This window comes from Caulobacter flavus (assembly GCF_003722335.1).
GTDB lineage: Bacteria > Pseudomonadota > Alphaproteobacteria > Caulobacterales > Caulobacteraceae > Caulobacter > Caulobacter flavus.
This window is the reverse complement of the sequence record NZ_CP026100.1, coordinates 5,381,427-5,396,006: the sequence shown is the minus strand read 5'-3', so window position 1 is coordinate 5,396,006 and position 14,580 is coordinate 5,381,427. Positions and strand designations below refer to the sequence as shown.

Below are 14,580 nucleotides of genomic sequence, written 5' to 3'. Positions count from 1 at the left end.
TTCAGGCCTCCTTCGAACGCAGGGCGCTGAACGCCGAGGCGGCGGCCAGGCCCAGCGAGACCAGGGCGTTCCAGCCGGCCATCGACAGACCCAGGAACACCCAGGCGGCCTTGTCGCACATCGGAGGTTGGATCTTGGCGCCCTTCAGCATGGCCACCAGGTCGCCGGAGGTGGCGACGCCGCCGCCGGTGCAGGTGGTGGGGCCGGGCCACCACTTCCATTCGACGCCGGCATGGAAGGCCGCCAGGCCCGCGCCGTAGAGGAAGATCGCGCCCAGAAGCCACAGGGCCGGCGCGCGCAGGCGCTCCCAGAGGGGCGTACGCTGCAGGACGGTGGCGATCAGGCCGACGGTTCCGGCGATCCAGTAGACCTCGCGCTGCTTCAAGCACAGGTGGCAGGGCGCCAGGCCCCCGAAGCTCTCGAACGCATGGGCCGCGCCCAGCATGATCGCGCTGGCGGCGAAGGCCAGGACCGGCCAGTGCTTGGCGATCCACGCCAGGGGCGGACGCTTGGGAACGAGAGGACCGGTGGTCACGGCCGGGGTGTCGGTGGTCATACGGCGCACGCGCCTCCGCTGCTTCCTCCCAGGAAATGGCTCGCGGCGAGGCCGATGACAAGGAGCAGGATCAAACCGCCGGCCACCAGGGCCAGGCGGCGCTCGATCACCGGCAGCAGGGCGGGGCCGAACTTCTTGACCACGAAGGCGACGAGGAAGAAGCGCGCGCCGCGGGTGACGACCGAGGCGAAGATGAACATGGGGAAGCTGAAGGCCGCCAGGCCCGAGGCGATGGTCACCAGCTTGTAGGGGATGGGCGTCAGGCCCTTGGCCAGGATCACCCAGACGCCGTACTTGTCGTACCAGCATTTGAACTCGACGAGGCCGCCGGCGTGGCCGGTGGCGGCCATCATCCACTGGCCCACCGGCGTCAGGAAGTAGCCGATGGCGTAGCCGAGGATGCCGCCCAGCACCGAGGCCAGGGTGCAGATGGCCGCGTAGCGCCAGGCGCGGTCGGGCCGGGCCAGAACCATGGGGGCCAGCATCACGTCGGGCGGCACGGGGAAGAACGAGCTCTCCGCGAAGGAGACGGCGAACAGGCTGGCGGGCGCGTGACGCGAGGCGGCCATGCCCATGACCCAGTCGTAGAGGCGGCGCAGCATGCGAACTCCCGTTTGCCGATGCGCCGTTGCTAGCAGGGGTCGGCGCGCTTGTCCCGGGCGATGCGACGACGTTTTCCGGTTCTTTTTGCGACGCCGCGAAGGCGGGCGCTGAAGCGTGCTCCAGACAATAAAACGCCCCGTCCTCCAGGCGCCGGGCCGACATGGCGCGGAGGAGGACGGGGCCACGCGGTCGCCGCAACATTACGACCGCGTGTCTCGGTTAGGACCCCTTGAGGGCCTAGAACTTGACCGCCAGCGAGACGCTGTAGTTGCGGCCCGGGGCGGTGTAGCCGTCGACGATCACCGCCGGAACGGTGGCCGAGGCGGCGGCCGATTGGCCGCGCACGTCCGACCACCACCAGTACTTCTCGTCGGTCAGGTTGAAGACGCCGCCGCGCAGGGTGACGGCCTGGGTGAGGTTCCAGTAGGCGGTGACGTCGACGGTGGTGAAGGCCGGCGGGGCGAAGCAGCCGCCCGTGCAGGTGACCCCCAGGCTGTCGAACGACTTCTTCTGGACGTGCATGACGCTGGCCTGGGCGCCGAAGCGACCGGCCGGATCACGGTAGGACAGGCCGGCCGTGAACTTGGCCGGATCGACCGACTGCAGCGGCGTGCTGACGCCGGCGGTGTTGGTCGAGAAGCCGCGCGCATAGGAGGCCGCGCCGATCAGGCGCCAGTTGTCGGCGATCAGCACCTCGCCGCGGGCCTCGGCGCCGCTGATCTCTGCCTCGGCCAGGTTGACGAACTGGAACACCGCCGGGTCGGTCGGGCGGAACGAGCCGCTGACCTGCACCTGCTCGATGAAGTCGTCGTACTTGCCGGTGAAGCCGGTGACGCTGATGTTCCAGGTCGGCTGGCGCAGGCGGAAGCCCAGCTCGAAGGTCTGGCTGGTCTCGGGCTTCAGGTTCGGATTGGCGATCGCGGTGTAGAAGCTGGTCGGGTTGGAGAAGCCGTTGTTGACCTGCGAGGGGGCGGGGGCCTTGAAGCCGGTGGCGGCGTTGGCGAAGACGCTGATCAGGTCGGTGGCCTGCCAGACCGCCGACAGCTTGGGCGAGAAACGCGAGTCGCTCTGGCCGACCGCGGTGTTTGCGGTGAACAGCGGGTCGTTCTTCGGATCCAGCTTGTAATAGTCGTAGCGCAGGGCCGGATAGAAGGTCACCGGACCGGCCGAGAACTCGTCCTGCACGTAGCCGCCCACCAGGGTGTAGTCGGTGGTCGGGAAGGCGCGGTTGGGGAAGGTCTCGCCGGCCGGCGGCACGGTGCCGTCGCGCAGGCCCTGCTGGCGGGTCAGCGAGGCGTCGGCGCCCCAGACGAACCGGTGCTCGGCCCCGCCCAGGCTGGCCAGGCTGGTCAGTTCGATCGCGCCGCCGAACACCTCGTTGTCGAACTTGGCGTCGCGGGTGCGGTCGGCGGCGGTGTAGCGGTCTTCGGCCGAGAACTGCCGGGTGGTGCTGTCCTGGTAGTAGAGGGTGGTGCGGGCGGTCTGGATCAGGCCCTGGCCGCCGGTGAAGGCGTGGGACAGGCTGACGCGGTCGCGGCGCATCTTGTCGAAGGCGGTCAGGCCGACCACGGCGGTCGAGGCCGGCGTCGTGTTCGGAGCGACATAGGCGATGGCCGACAGCACGTTCCAGTCGATGTCGCGGTCGAGGTGGTCGACGGTCAGCGAGAACTTGTTGCGGTCGTCGAGGTTGAACACCAGCTTGCCGAGCACGGCGTTGGAGCTGTTGTCCTCGGGGTTGGCGACCGTGCGGCGCACGTCGCGCAGGGCGGCCGTGCCTTGGGTCTCTGTCTCGTGGCCGTCGCGGCGGGTATAGGCCAGCAGGCCTTCCCAGCGGCCGCTGGCGCCGGCGACGAGGGCGCTTTCGCTCCAGCTTTCGTCGGCCGAGCTGTAGCCGACGCGGGCGCGGCCGGCGAAGCTCTTGCCCTGCAGGATGTCGGCCGGGTCCTTGGTGAAGAAGCTGACCGAGCCGGCCAGGCCGTCGCTGCCGTAGAGGGCCGAGGCCGGGCCGCGCACGATCTCGACCGACTTCAGCACGTCGACGTCGACATAGTCGCCGCGGCCGGCGGCCTGGGCGCCGAAGGCGTAGCCGTCGGGCACGCGCACGCCGTCGACCATGATCAGGACGCGGTTGCCTTCGAGGCCGCGGATGGCGAAGCCGGCGTTGCCGTCGCGGCCCGTCGAGGCGCCGGCGGCGGTGAAGCGGGACGGGGCGCTGCGCACCGAGACGCCCGGCTCGAAGCGCACCAAGTCCTTCACGTCGTTGACCAGGGCGTCCTCGATCTCCTGGCTCGTCGTCACGGTGACGGTCGCGGGCGCGTCCAGCACCGACTTCTCGCTGCGCGTGGCGGTGACCGTGACCTTGTCGACTTCTGCGACGTCGGCCGAGGGCGCGTCGGCCGCGAAGGCCGCCGTGGCGGAGAGCAGGGCGCCGGCGGATGCGGCGGCGAAACAGACGAGTTTGTTGCGAGACAAAGGAAATAACCCCCGGTAGTCGGCCTCAGATGCGAATTGTTCGCATTCGTTGGATGGGGAGCTACGACCGTCTGGCGATCGGGTCAAGTTATTTGCAATTGATTCTTAGATTCATCCGCAATAGGAGCCTTGGCCACGCACCGATCGTCCTTGAGGGGGATTCCGATGAAGACCATGCTCGCTTCGGCGGCGCTGCTGGCGGGCCTTGGCCTGTCCGGCCTGGCGCACGCCCATTCGCCCTACATGCTGCCCAGCACCTTCGACGTCTCGGACCGCAAGGTCGTGATCGTCCAGGGCTCGTTCACCGAAAGCTTCTTCACGCCGGAAGTGGTGATGAAGTCCGACGCCTACGCGGTGGTCGGCCCCGACGGCGTGCGCAAGCCCCTGACCCCGACCTATCTGCGCGAACTTGCCCTGGTCGAGGCCCCCGTCGAGACGGCCGGCACCTACCGCATCACCACCGGCCAGCGCGCCGGCCGCGTCGGCAAGGCCGTGCTGATCAAGGGCGAGTGGGAGTTCCTCGAGCCGGGCAAGGCTCCGGCCGGCGCGGAAGTGGTCGACATGCAGAGCATCACCACCGCCGACGTCTATGTGACCCGCGGCGCGCCGAGCACGGCGGCGCTGGCTCCGGTCGGCAAGGGCCTGGAGTTCCAGGCGATCACCCACCCCAGCGACATCACCACCGGCCAGCCGGCCAAGTTCGTGGTGCTGTACGACGGCAAGCCGGTCGCCGGCCAGGAAATCACCCTGAGCGCCGGCAGCGACCGCTACGCCGACGTCAAGAACGCCCCGGTCACCGTCAAGAGCGACGCCCAGGGCCGCTTCGAGCTGAAGCCCGAGCGCTCGGGCGTCTACCAAGTGCAGGCCCGCTACCGCGTCGCCCCGGCCGCCGCCGGCCAGCCCGGCCAGAGCCACACCTACGCCCTGACCTTCGAATCCCTGCGCTGAGAGCCGACATGATCCGCAACACCCTGATCCTGGCCGCCGTCCTGGCCGCCGTCTCCGCCCCGGCCCTGGCCGCCTCGCACGCCCGCGACACCTTCATCAAGGAGCAGGACGTCAACGGCGACGGCGTCGTCACCAAGGAAGAGTTCGTGATCACCCGCGAGCAGCTCTTCAAGGCCATCGACGCCGACAAGAACGGCGTGCTCTCCAAGGAAGAGTACGTCGGCGAGTTCAAGGGCCGGCTCGAAAAGCGCCTCGCCGGCTCGACCGAGACGGCCGAGAAGAAGGAAGAAGAGCGCGTGCGCCAGATGCGTCAGGCCGACGTGCGCTTCGGCGTGCTCGACAGCGACAAGAGCGGCGGCATCACCCCGGCCGAGTTCGCCTATTCGGGCTGGCGGATGTTCGTGACCCACGACACCAACAAGGACGGCACGGTCTCGGCCGCCGATCCGGTGGCCGCGGACACCAACTGATCCACGGGTAGAGACGCCCTTGGGGGGCGCGCCCCCGGTTCCTTGATCCCCTTCTGGAGCCGGGGGCGCTAGTCGTCCAGGGCGTACACCCGCACCCAGTCCACCAGCAGGCTCTCGGGCAAGGCGGCGTCGTCGACGCCGCGCCGGCCCGTGACTTCCGCCCACCGTCCGCCAACCGCCAGGTTGAGGATCAGGTGGAAGCGCTCGTCGAAGGGGCGCCCGCCCGGGCGGGTGAAGTAAGGCTTTCCGTCCAGCCGCCAGGTCAGCCGATCGGGCGTCCATTCCAGCGTGAAGACGTGGAAGGCCGTCAGGTCGCCCAGGGCCGTGTCGGCCGAGTCGCTGCGGTTGGCCTGCAGCGTCGGGCCATGATGCACCGCCGCCCGCACCCGGTCGCGGCAGGATCGGCAGCGCACCCCAAGGTTCACCGCTTCCGCGATGTCGATCTCGCCCGACAGCGGGTAGGGGCCGTAGTTGTCGTGCTCGGGCAGCATCCAGATCGCCGGCCACAGCCCCTGGCCTAGCGGCAGCTTGGCGCGCACCTCGATGCGGCCGTAGCGGAACGAGGCCAGCCCCTTGGTGCTGACCCCGCCCGAGGCGTAGTCGCGGCTCACGCGGGGGCCGCCGTCGCGACGGGCCGAGCCCGACGCGCGCTCCTTGCGGGCGTTCAGCCGCAGCACCCCTCCCGAGACCGAGACGTTGGCCGGCGTGTAGCACTGGCGCTCCTCGTTGCCGCCGCCCCAGCAGTCGGTCGCCGCCGTCCACCGGGCCGGATCCAGCTGATCGCCGTCGAACTCGTCCGACCAGATCAGCCGGGGCGCGGCGAAGGCGGGCGAGGCCAGGGCCGCCATCGCCAAGGCGAGCAGCAGGCGCTTCACGGGATCGCCACGGTCGCCCGGCCGCCGGGCGGCAGGCGCAGCGTCGTGCTTCCCTTGGCGGCCTTGGGCAGGACGACCTCGACGTCCGCGGCGCCCTTCGGCGCCCTGGCGGTCAGAAGCCAGCCGGCGCCGCGCGGCTCGACGTCGAGGTCCAGGGCGTCGCGCGCCGTCCACCAGTCGCCGAAGGCCTGGGTCGAGCCCATCCAGGCCCGCCCTTTCCAGCGGTCGGCCAGGGCGGTCTCGAACGCCAGCTTGTCGCCGACCACGTTGGGATGGATCAGCACGGTGGCCACGCCCCGGTCGCGCGCGACCCGGGCCACCAGGGCGTCGGCCGCGTCCAGCCGTTGCAGCAGCGGCGGGGCCTCCTCGTCCTCGACGGCGACGGGGAACTCGAACACCGGCTGCAGGGCCCCGTCGGCCCGCCCGTCGGTCAGCTGGAAGGGCAGGTGGGTCAGCACCGTGTTGGCGGTGATCGACGAGGAATAGCGATAGCCGCTGGCGTTCAGCGCCTGGGGCAGGGTGAAGGGATAGGCCAGGCGTCCCGGGCGGAACGAGACCACGTCCGCGCCCGCCAGCCGGTCGAGCAGGAACTTCGATACCCGCAGTTCGCCCAGGATGGTGGCGTCGCGAACCTTGGTGTCGGTCTCGACGAACGGGCGATAGCGCGGATAGCGTTCGCGGCCGCTGCCCAGGTCCATGCGCTCGAACTCGCGGGAGTGGGCGACGGTGTGGCTGCCCACCTCCTGGCCGCGCGCCAGAAGGCCCTTCACGTCGGCCACGGCGGCGTCGTCGAAGAACACCTTGTCGTTGTAGTCCCTCATGTACTTGGTCTGGACGAAGAAGGTGCCGCGGACGCCTCGCGCCTTCAGGGCGTCGGCATAGGCCAGGGCGTTGTGCACCGACGGGCCGTAGTCGACGTCGTGGGTAAACAGGATAGAGACCTCGCGGCCAGCCGGGGCGGTCGAGACCAGCCAGGGCATCGGCTCGCCGGCCACGTAGAGGTCGCGCACCCAGCGGAACAGGCTGTCCAGCGAGGGCTCGTAGCCGTTGACGTAGCGGCGGGCCAGGGCCTCGGCGCGGCCGTTCATGGCCCGCTGGGCCAGCGAGCCCAGGTCCACGCCCAGCACGCAGGCCTGCCCGCCCACCCGCCGGCAGGCGGCCGCGACCGATCCGTCGTCGAAGCGGGCGGCCACATCCGCCGTTCCCGGCGCATAGCCCACGCTGGAAACCTTGGCCTCGCCGGTGGACGAGACGACGATCTCGTCGCTCTCGGGCTCTCCGGTCGTCCTGGTCCAGCGCAGCCGCAGGCGGGACGAGGCCTCGGTTCCCTCGCCGACGCCGAACAGTTCGCCCAGGCCGCCGCCGGCCAGGTTGAAGGCCAGCACCGTGCCGCCGTCGCGTACGTGCTGGGCCAGGGCCCGCAGCTGTTCGGCGCTCAGCACCCGGCCCGAGACGATCGGATAGACCAGCACCACCTTGTGGGTCAGCGCCTTGGCGGGATCCTGGGTGACGGTGATCGGCACGCCGTGGGCGCGGAAGCCGCGAACCAGGCCCAGCCACCCCGACTGCGGGTCGGTGACCAGAATCGCCAGGCGGTGCGGGCCGCCCCTGTCGAACTGCGCGATGCGGGTGCGCGGCGGCTCGACGATCTTGGACGCCTTGGCCGGGCCGCGCACGCCGGGGAAGACGTGCATCACCGCCGGATCGGGCCGCTCGCGCTGCCACCACCACCCGCCGGCCAGCAGCACGGCGAGAACGAGCAGCAGCAGCGGCAGGCGACGGCGGGTCATGAGGCCTCCAGTCCAGCACGCAGACATCCAAACCCGAAAACGCCCGACGCGCGAGCCCGTCATTTGGCGATCCGTCCGGTTGCGGGCGCGCCGCGAAGCTTTCCCTTCGGCGCGGGGGCTTCTATATGCGGACGCCTCTTCGTTTCTTGTTCGTCCCCGGAAAGACGCCCCGTCCCATGGCCCGCATCCTGATCACCTCGGCCCTGCCGTACATCAACGGCATCAAGCACCTGGGTAACCTCGCGGGCTCGATGCTGCCGGCCGACGCCTATGCGCGCTTCCAGCGGGCCCGGGGCCACGACACCCTCTACATCTGCGCCACCGACGAGCACGGCACCCCGGCCGAACTGGCCGCCGCCGCCGCCGGCCAGGACGTGGCGACCTACTGCGAAGAGCAGCACGTGCTGCAGCATGACGTGGGCCGCGCCTTCGGCCTGTCGTGGGACCACTTCGGCCGCTCGTCCTCGCCGCAGAACCATCGCCTGACCCAGCACTTCGCCGAAGTGCTGGAGGCCCAGGGGCTGATCGAGGAGCGGGTCGATCAGATGGTCTACTCGATCGACGACCGCCGCTTCCTGCCCGACCGCTATATCGAGGGCACCTGCCCGCACTGCGGCTTCGAGAAGGCGCGCGGCGACCAGTGCGACAACTGCGGCAACCTGCTCGATCCCACCGACCTGAAGGATCCGTACTCGGTGATCTCGGGCTCGCGGAACCTTGAGGTGCGCGACACCAAGCACCTCTACCTGCTTCAGACCAAGATGGCCGATCGCATCCGCGCCTGGGTGGACGGCCACCCCGACTGGCCGACCTTGGCAAAGTCGATCGCCTACAAGCATCTGGACGAGGGCCTGATCGATCGCGGCATCACCCGTGACCTGGCCTGGGGCGTGCCGGTGACCAAGGACGGCCTGCCGCGTCCGGGCATGGAGGAGAAGGTCTTCTACGTCTGGTTCGACGCCCCGATCGAATACATCGCCGCCACCCAGGAATGGGCCGAGGCCGCGCCGGATCGCGACTGGCGCTCGTGGTGGCGCACCGACGCCGGCGCCGACGACGTCCGCTACGTCCAGTTCATGGGCAAGGACAACGTCGCGTTCCACACCGTCAGCTTCCCGGCCACCATTCTCGGCTCGGAAGAGCCGTGGAAGAGCGTCGACATGCTCAAGGCCTTCAACTGGCTGAACTGGTACGGCGGCAAGTTCTCGACCAGCAACAAGCGCGGCGTGTTCATGGACGCGGCGCTCGACATCCTGCCGCCGGACCTGTGGCGCTGGTACCTGACCTCGAACTCGCCGGAAGGCAGCGACACGGCCTTCACCTGGGAGCAGTTCGCCAGCGCCGTGAACCGCGACCTGGCCGACGTGCTGGGCAACTTCGTCAACCGCATCCTGAAGTTCAACGAGAGCAAGTTCGACGGCCTCGTGCCCGAGGGCGGCGAGCCTGGTCCGCTGGAGGAGAAGCTCTACGCCGACGTCGCCGCGCGCCTGGCCGACCTTTCCGAGCAGATGGACGCCATCGAGATCCGCAAGAGCGCCCAGGCGCTGCGGGCCCTGTGGGTGGTCGGCAACGAGTACCTGCAGGAAGCCGCCCCCTGGACGGCGATCAAGACCGACCGCGACCGCGCCGCCGTCATCGTGCGCACGGCCCTGAACCTGGCCGCGCTCTACGCCCGCATCTCCGCGCCGTTCATCCCGTTCGCCGCCGAGAAGATCGGCGAGGCCTTCGCCCAGGCCTGGCCGCCCGCCTGGCCGACGGCCGACGTCGCCGCCGAGCTCTCGACGGTGCCGGCCGGCCAGGCCGTGCGCGCGCCCGAAGTGCTGTTCAAGAAGATCGACGACGACATGATCGCCGAGTGGGCCGCGCGGTTCGGCGGCGCGGAGTAGGCCCTCCGGCCCTTCGGGCCACCTCCCCCGGAGGGGGAGGATCTAGTCAGCAAGATGCTCCCCCTCTGGGGGAGCTGTCGCGAAGCGACTGAGGGGGGTTCGCGCGAAACGCCTTCCCCTTCACCGCACACCGCTCTACGGAGCGGCCATGCCGCTCGTAACCCGTCTCAGCCTGTTCTACGTGGCCATCTATCTGGTCATCGGGGTGAGCCTGCCGTACGTGGCCACCTTCCTGCGGGCCAGGGGGCTTTCCGGGGCCGAGATCGGCGCGGTGCTTGCCGCGCCGCTGCTGCTCAAGCCGTTCACAGGCGCGGCGCTGGCGGTCTGGGCCGACGGCTTTTCGCTGCGCCGTTCGCCGATGATCCTGCTGGCGGTCGCTGCGGCCTGCGCCTACCTCGCCATGCTGGTCGCGCCGGGGTTCTGGGGGCTGCTGGTCTGCTGGCTGCTGGGCGCGACCCTGTTCTCGACCATCTCGCCGCTGATCGACGTGGTCACGCTGCGCCGGGCCCGGCTGGATGGCTTCAACTACGGCCTGCCGCGCGGGTCGGGCTCCAGCGCGTTCATCGCCGCCAACCTCGCCATGGGCGTGGTGCTGACCGTCCTCGGCGCCGAGGTCATCGTCGTTTGGATCACCGTCGCGGCCCTGCTGACGGCGACGGCGGCCTTCGTCCTGATCCCGCCCGAGCGGGTGCACGAGGAGGGCGAGGCCCCGGCCAGACGCGACCGCTGGAAAGGGCTGGGCAGCCTGCTGACCGACAGGGTGTTCGTGCTGGCGGTGGTCACGGCCGGCCTGATCCAGGGCGCGCACGGCTTCTACTACAGCTTCTCGACCATCCTCTGGCGCCGGCAGGAGATCCCCGAGCCGATGATCGGCGTGCTGTGGGGCGTGGGCGTCGCCGCCGAGGTGGGCTTCATGTGGTTCCTGGAGCCCTGGCGACGCCGCGTTGGCCCGGGGCGGCTGCTGGCCATGGGCGCGGGCGCGGCGGTGATCCGCTGGACCGCCTACGCCTTCGCCCCGCCGCTGTGGGCGCTGTTCCCGCTGCAGGCCCTGCACGCCTTCACCTTCGCGGCGAGTTTCCTGGCCTCGCTGCAGCTGATCGAGCGCCTGACCCCGCCCAAGAGCGCCTCGGCCGCCCAGGCCCTGAACTCGGCGGTGTCGCAGGGCTTCACCCTGGGCCTGGCGACCCTGGCCTCGGGCCCGCTGTTCGACGCCCTGAGCGTGAAGGGCTATTGGGCGATGGCGGCGCTGGGGGCGGCGGGCCTTTGCGGCGCGCTGGTGCTGGGCCGCAGCGCTCGGGTGAAGGCGGGGGCTTAGCCTTCAATAGCTCCCGTCATTCCCGCCCTTGTGGCGGGAACCCCTGGCTCCGCTCGCAGGTGAAGTGCCAGCGGACTGCTGAGCAGTCCGCCTCATCTGCCCTTGCGGTCGACAGAGAGGTTCCCGCCACAAGGGCGGGAATGACGGGAGGCGGAGGGAGGCAGCGCTCCCTCCGCCTCAGATCTCGTACGAGATCTCGTCGCCTTCCAGCCAGGCCACGATCTGCTCGGCGGCGGCGACGGGGTCGACCTTGGTGGTGTCGATGACCAGTTCGGCCGCTTCGGGCGCCTCGTAGGGGCTGTCGATGCCGGTGAAGTTCTTCAGCTGGCCCGAGCGCGCCTTCTTGTATAGGCCCTTGACGTCGCGGCTCTCGGCCACGGCCAGGGGGGTGTCGACGAACACCTCGACGAACTCGCCCTCGCTGAGGATCTCGCGCGCCAGCTGGCGCTCGGCCCGGAACGGCGAGATGAAGGCGGTCAGCACGATCAGGCCGGCGTCGACCATCAGCTTGGCCACTTCGGCGACCCGGCGGATGTTCTCGACGCGGTCCTCCTCGGTGAAGCCGAGGTCCTTGTTGAGGCCGTGGCGCACATTGTCGCCGTCCAGCAGGTAGGTGTGGCGGCCCAGGGCGTGCAGGCGCTTTTCCACCAGGTTGGCGATGGTCGACTTGCCCGCGCCCGACAGGCCGGTGAGCCAGATCACGCGGCCGCGCTGGCTCTTCAGCGCCGCGCGCGAGGCCTTGGAGACGTCGGTGTGCTGCCAGTGGATATTGTCGGCCCGGCGCAGCGCGAAGTTCAGCAGGCCCGCGCCGACGGTGCGGTTGCTGATCCGGTCGATCAGGATGAAGCCGCCGAGATCCCGGTTGTCGGCATAGGCCTCGAACGGGATCGCCTGGTCGAGCGAGATGTTGACGTGGGCGATCTCGTTGAGCTCCAGCCGCTTGGCGGCCGTGTGCTCCAGCGTGTTGACGTTCACCCGGTGCTTGATCTCGGTGACGCTGGCGCCCACGAGGCGCGCGCCGATCTTCAGCAGGTAGGAGCGGCCGGGGGCAGGGGCTCGTCGTCCATCCAAACGAGGGTGGCCTCGAACTGGCCGGCAACGGCCGAGGGGCTGTCGGCGGCGACCAGCACGTCGCCTCGGGAGACGTCGACCTCGTCGGCGAGGGTGATGGTCACCGACTGGCCGGCGACGGCGCGGTCAAGGTCGCCCGGCAGGGTGACGATGCGCGACACCCGGCTCTCGCGGCCCGACGGCAGCACCTTGACCCGGTCGCCCGGCTTGACCATGCCCGAGGCCACCTGGCCAGAGAAGCCGCGGAAGTCGAGGTTAGGGCGGTTGACCCACTGCACCGGCATGCGGAACGGTTGCGCCTGCAGGCCGTCCTCGACCTCGACGCTCTCCAGCCAGTCCATCAGGATCGGGCCGTCGTACCAGGGCGTGTGCTCGCTCTTCACGGCCATGTTGTCGCCGCCCAGGCCCGAGATCGGGATCGGGGTGAAGACCGACAGGCCGATCTTGTCGGCGAAGGCGCGGTAGTCGGCGACGATGGCGTCGAACACCGTCTGGTCCCAGTCGATCAGGTCCATCTTGTTGACCGCCAGCACCACGTTGCGGATGCCAAGCAGGGACACGAGGTAGGAGTGGCGGCGCGTCTGGGTCAGCACGCCCTTGCGCGCGTCGATCAGGATCACGGCTGCGTCGGCGGTCGAGGCGCCGGTGACCATGTTGCGCGTGTACTGCTCGTGGCCGGGGGTGTCGGCGACGATGAACTTGCGCTTGTCGGTCGAGAAGAACCGATAGGCGACGTCGATGGTGATGCCCTGCTCGCGCTCGGCGGCCAGGCCGTCGACCAGCAGGGCGAAGTCGATCGCCCCGCCTTGCGTGCCCACGCGCTTGGAGTCGGCCTCGAGGGCGGCCATCTGGTCCTCGAAGATCATCTTGCTGTCGTAGAGCAGACGGCCGATCAGGGTGGACTTGCCGTCGTCGACGCTGCCGCAGGTGATGAAGCGCAGCAGCGACTTGTTCTGGTGGGCCTCCAGATAGGCTTCGATGTCTTCGGCGATGAGGGCGGACTGGTGAGCCATCAGAAGTAGCCCTCCTGCTTCTTCTTCTCCATCGAGGCGGACTGGTCGTGGTCGATGACCCGCCCCTGGCGCTCGCTGGTGGTGGTCAGGAGCATCTCCTGGATGATCTCGGGCAGGGTCGAGGCGGTGCTCTCGACGGCGCCGGTCAGCGGGTAGCAGCCCAGGGTGCGGAAGCGCACGCTCCTGATCTGCGGCTCTTCACCGGGGCGAAGGCGGAAGCGCTCGTCGTCGACCATGATCAGCGCGCCGTCGCGCTCGACCACCGGCCGCGGGGCCGAGAAGTAGAGCGGCACGATCGGAATGTTCTCCAGGTGGATGTATTGCCAGACGTCCAGCTCGGTCCAGTTGGAGATCGGGAAGACGCGCAGGCTTTCGCCCGGGTGCTTGCGGGTGTTGTAGAGCTTCCACAGTTCGGGGCGCTGGTTCTTGGGGTCCCAGCGCTGCTCGGCCGAGCGGAAGCTGAACACCCGTTCCTTGGCGCGGCTCTTCTCCTCGTCGCGGCGGGCGCCGCCGAAGGCTGCGTCGAAGCCGTACTTGGCCAGGGCCTGCTTGAGGCCCTCGGTTTTCCAGAGGTCAGTGTGCAGGGCGCTGCCGTGGTCGAACGGGTTGATGCCGCGCGCCTCGGCCTCGGGGTTCTTGTGGACCAGCAGGTCGAAGCCCAGCTGCTCGGCGATCTTGTCGCGCAGCTCGTACATCGCCTTGAACTTCCAGGTGGTGTCGACGTGCAGCAGCGGGAAGGGCGGCTTGGACGGATAGAACGCCTTGGCGGCCAGGTGCAGCATCACCGCGCTGTCCTTGCCGATCGAATACAGCATGACCGGGTTTTCGCACTCGGCTGCCACCTCGCGCATGATGTGGATGCTCTCGGCTTCCAGGCGCTGCAGGTGGGTGAGGCGAGCGGGCGTGATCACGGGCATGGTCGGCTCGGAAGCGACGGCGGGCGCCTGGGATGCAAGCTGGGTAAGGGCCAAGACGGTCGTCCGCAAACAGAAAGACCTCGCCCCGCCGGGCGGCGGGAAGCGAAGTGCCGGGGGAGCCTGCGACCTAGGTCCCTGGGCCTTCTGGAGCAAGGCGCAGAAATCTAGGGGCGCTGTCAGCTTGTGTGGGCGCCGTTGCGGCAACATGACCAAAAGTTCATTCGAGCATGGCCATGGATTGCGGCATAACGGCGCTATCGGATCGACGGGTAAGCCGATGTCCTTCTTGTCAGAACTCCTCGCGGCGATCGTGCTGTGGCTTTCGGCCACGGCCCTGTGCCAGTTCGGCGTGGTGATCGAGGAAAAGATCATCAAACCGAAGGTCGAACGCACCGTGGCGCGTTCGCCGCGCGAGGCGGCGCGCCTCGAAACCGCGCCCAAGATCGTCTGCCCCGAGCAGGCCGCGCGCCTCGCCCGCGCCTGATCCGTCCGCCCCGGGATCGTCGGGGCGACACCCGCCAGAATCGCGCAACACTCGGCCCGCTTTGGGGAAAACCGCGTCAACCGGCTATGCGCGGGCGCCTTTCGCGGCTAGGTTTATTCGCCTGCGCGGAGAAGGGGCTTGCGCGCTGTGTCGCTGTAAAAGGCCCCCTCGTCGTTCGCC

11 protein-coding genes and 1 pseudogene are annotated in these 14,580 nt (G+C 69.4%); 5 read left to right on the top strand and 7 right to left on the bottom strand.

Annotation, left to right across the window (positions count from 1 at the left end; genetic code table 11):
* Position 1: 1 nt before the first annotated feature.
* From C1707_RS24645 to C1707_RS24635, 3 genes are all read right to left on the bottom strand, one after another.
* Positions 2-556 carry a disulfide bond formation protein B gene (locus tag C1707_RS24645; protein WP_101713362.1) on the bottom strand — a complete coding sequence of 185 codons (555 nt, stop codon included), beginning with the start codon at positions 554-556 and terminating at the stop codon, positions 2-4.
* A complete protein-coding gene (locus tag C1707_RS24640) occupies positions 553-1,158 on the bottom strand; it encodes a YqaA family protein (protein WP_101713361.1) in 606 nt (201 codons plus the stop codon). The genes C1707_RS24645 and C1707_RS24640 overlap by 4 nt, the downstream gene beginning before the upstream one ends.
* A 238-nt stretch (positions 1,159-1,396) precedes the next feature.
* Complete coding sequence (locus C1707_RS24635; protein ID WP_101713360.1) at positions 1,397-3,631, bottom strand: TonB-dependent hemoglobin/transferrin/lactoferrin family receptor; 2,235 nt, start codon at positions 3,629-3,631, stop codon at positions 1,397-1,399.
* Between the two features lie 165 nt (positions 3,632-3,796).
* Between C1707_RS24635 and C1707_RS24630 the strand changes: the two genes are divergently transcribed.
* Complete coding sequence (locus C1707_RS24630; protein WP_240633816.1) at positions 3,797-4,579, top strand: DUF4198 domain-containing protein; 783 nt, start codon at positions 3,797-3,799, stop codon at positions 4,577-4,579.
* Positions 4,580-4,587: 8 nt separating this feature from the next.
* A complete protein-coding gene (locus C1707_RS24625; RefSeq protein ID WP_101713359.1) occupies positions 4,588-5,049 on the top strand; it encodes an EF-hand domain-containing protein in 462 nt (153 codons plus the stop codon).
* Positions 5,050-5,117: 68 nt separating this feature from the next.
* Here the strand turns inward: C1707_RS24625 and C1707_RS24620 are convergent, their stop codons facing one another.
* Together C1707_RS24620 and C1707_RS24615 are read right to left on the bottom strand one after the other, a co-directional pair.
* Positions 5,118-5,924: a glycoside hydrolase family 16 protein gene (locus C1707_RS24620; protein ID WP_240633815.1), complete on the bottom strand. Its 807-nt coding sequence runs from the start codon at positions 5,922-5,924 to the stop codon at positions 5,118-5,120.
* A complete protein-coding gene (locus C1707_RS24615; protein WP_164467456.1) occupies positions 5,921-7,714 on the bottom strand; it encodes a polysaccharide deacetylase family protein in 1,794 nt (597 codons plus the stop codon). The genes C1707_RS24620 and C1707_RS24615 overlap by 4 nt, the downstream gene beginning before the upstream one ends.
* Before the next feature lie 176 nt (positions 7,715-7,890).
* On the opposite strand from C1707_RS24615, the gene metG reads away from it, so the two are divergent.
* Complete coding sequence (gene metG / locus C1707_RS24610) at positions 7,891-9,600, top strand: methionine--tRNA ligase (protein WP_101713357.1); 1,710 nt, start codon at positions 7,891-7,893, stop codon at positions 9,598-9,600.
* A gap of 148 nt (positions 9,601-9,748) precedes the next feature.
* The gene (locus C1707_RS24605; protein WP_101713356.1) at positions 9,749-10,915 is read left to right on the top strand and encodes an MFS transporter; all 1,167 of its coding nucleotides are present in this window, start codon (positions 9,749-9,751) and stop codon (positions 10,913-10,915) included.
* A gap of 177 nt (positions 10,916-11,092) precedes the next feature.
* On the opposite strand, the pseudogene cysN reads toward C1707_RS24605, so the two are convergent.
* Both cysN and cysD read right to left on the bottom strand, forming a co-directional pair.
* Positions 11,093-12,999: pseudogene (gene cysN / locus C1707_RS24600) on the bottom strand (sulfate adenylyltransferase subunit CysN).
* A complete protein-coding gene (gene cysD / locus C1707_RS24595; RefSeq protein WP_420808211.1) occupies positions 12,999-13,970 on the bottom strand; it encodes a sulfate adenylyltransferase subunit CysD in 972 nt (323 codons plus the stop codon). The pseudogene cysN and the gene cysD overlap by 1 nt, the downstream one beginning before the upstream one ends.
* On the opposite strand from cysD, the gene C1707_RS26365 reads away from it, so the two are divergent.
* The gene (locus C1707_RS26365) at positions 13,903-14,400 is read left to right on the top strand and encodes a hypothetical protein (protein WP_145998384.1); all 498 of its coding nucleotides are present in this window, start codon (positions 13,903-13,905) and stop codon (positions 14,398-14,400) included. The genes cysD and C1707_RS26365 overlap by 68 nt on opposite strands.
* Positions 14,401-14,580: the final 180 nt, after the last annotated feature.

What these genes read in the sequence shown, in the direction of transcription:
- C1707_RS24640 (WP_101713361.1), bottom strand. Translation starts at nt 1,158, where the DNA reads ATGCTGCGCCGCCTCTACGACTGGGTCATGGGCATGGCCGCCTCGCGT.
- C1707_RS24625 (WP_101713359.1), top strand. Translation starts at nt 4,588, where the DNA reads ATGATCCGCAACACCCTGATCCTGGCCGCCGTCCTGGCCGCCGTCTCC.
- C1707_RS24605 (WP_101713356.1), top strand. Translation starts at nt 9,749, where the DNA reads ATGCCGCTCGTAACCCGTCTCAGCCTGTTCTACGTGGCCATCTATCTG.
- metG (WP_101713357.1), top strand. Translation starts at nt 7,891, where the DNA reads ATGGCCCGCATCCTGATCACCTCGGCCCTGCCGTACATCAACGGCATC.
- C1707_RS24630 (WP_240633816.1), top strand. Translation starts at nt 3,797, where the DNA reads ATGAAGACCATGCTCGCTTCGGCGGCGCTGCTGGCGGGCCTTGGCCTG.
- C1707_RS24615 (WP_164467456.1), bottom strand. Translation starts at nt 7,714, where the DNA reads ATGACCCGCCGTCGCCTGCCGCTGCTGCTGCTCGTTCTCGCCGTGCTG.
- C1707_RS24645 (WP_101713362.1), bottom strand. Translation starts at nt 556, where the DNA reads ATGACCACCGACACCCCGGCCGTGACCACCGGTCCTCTCGTTCCCAAG.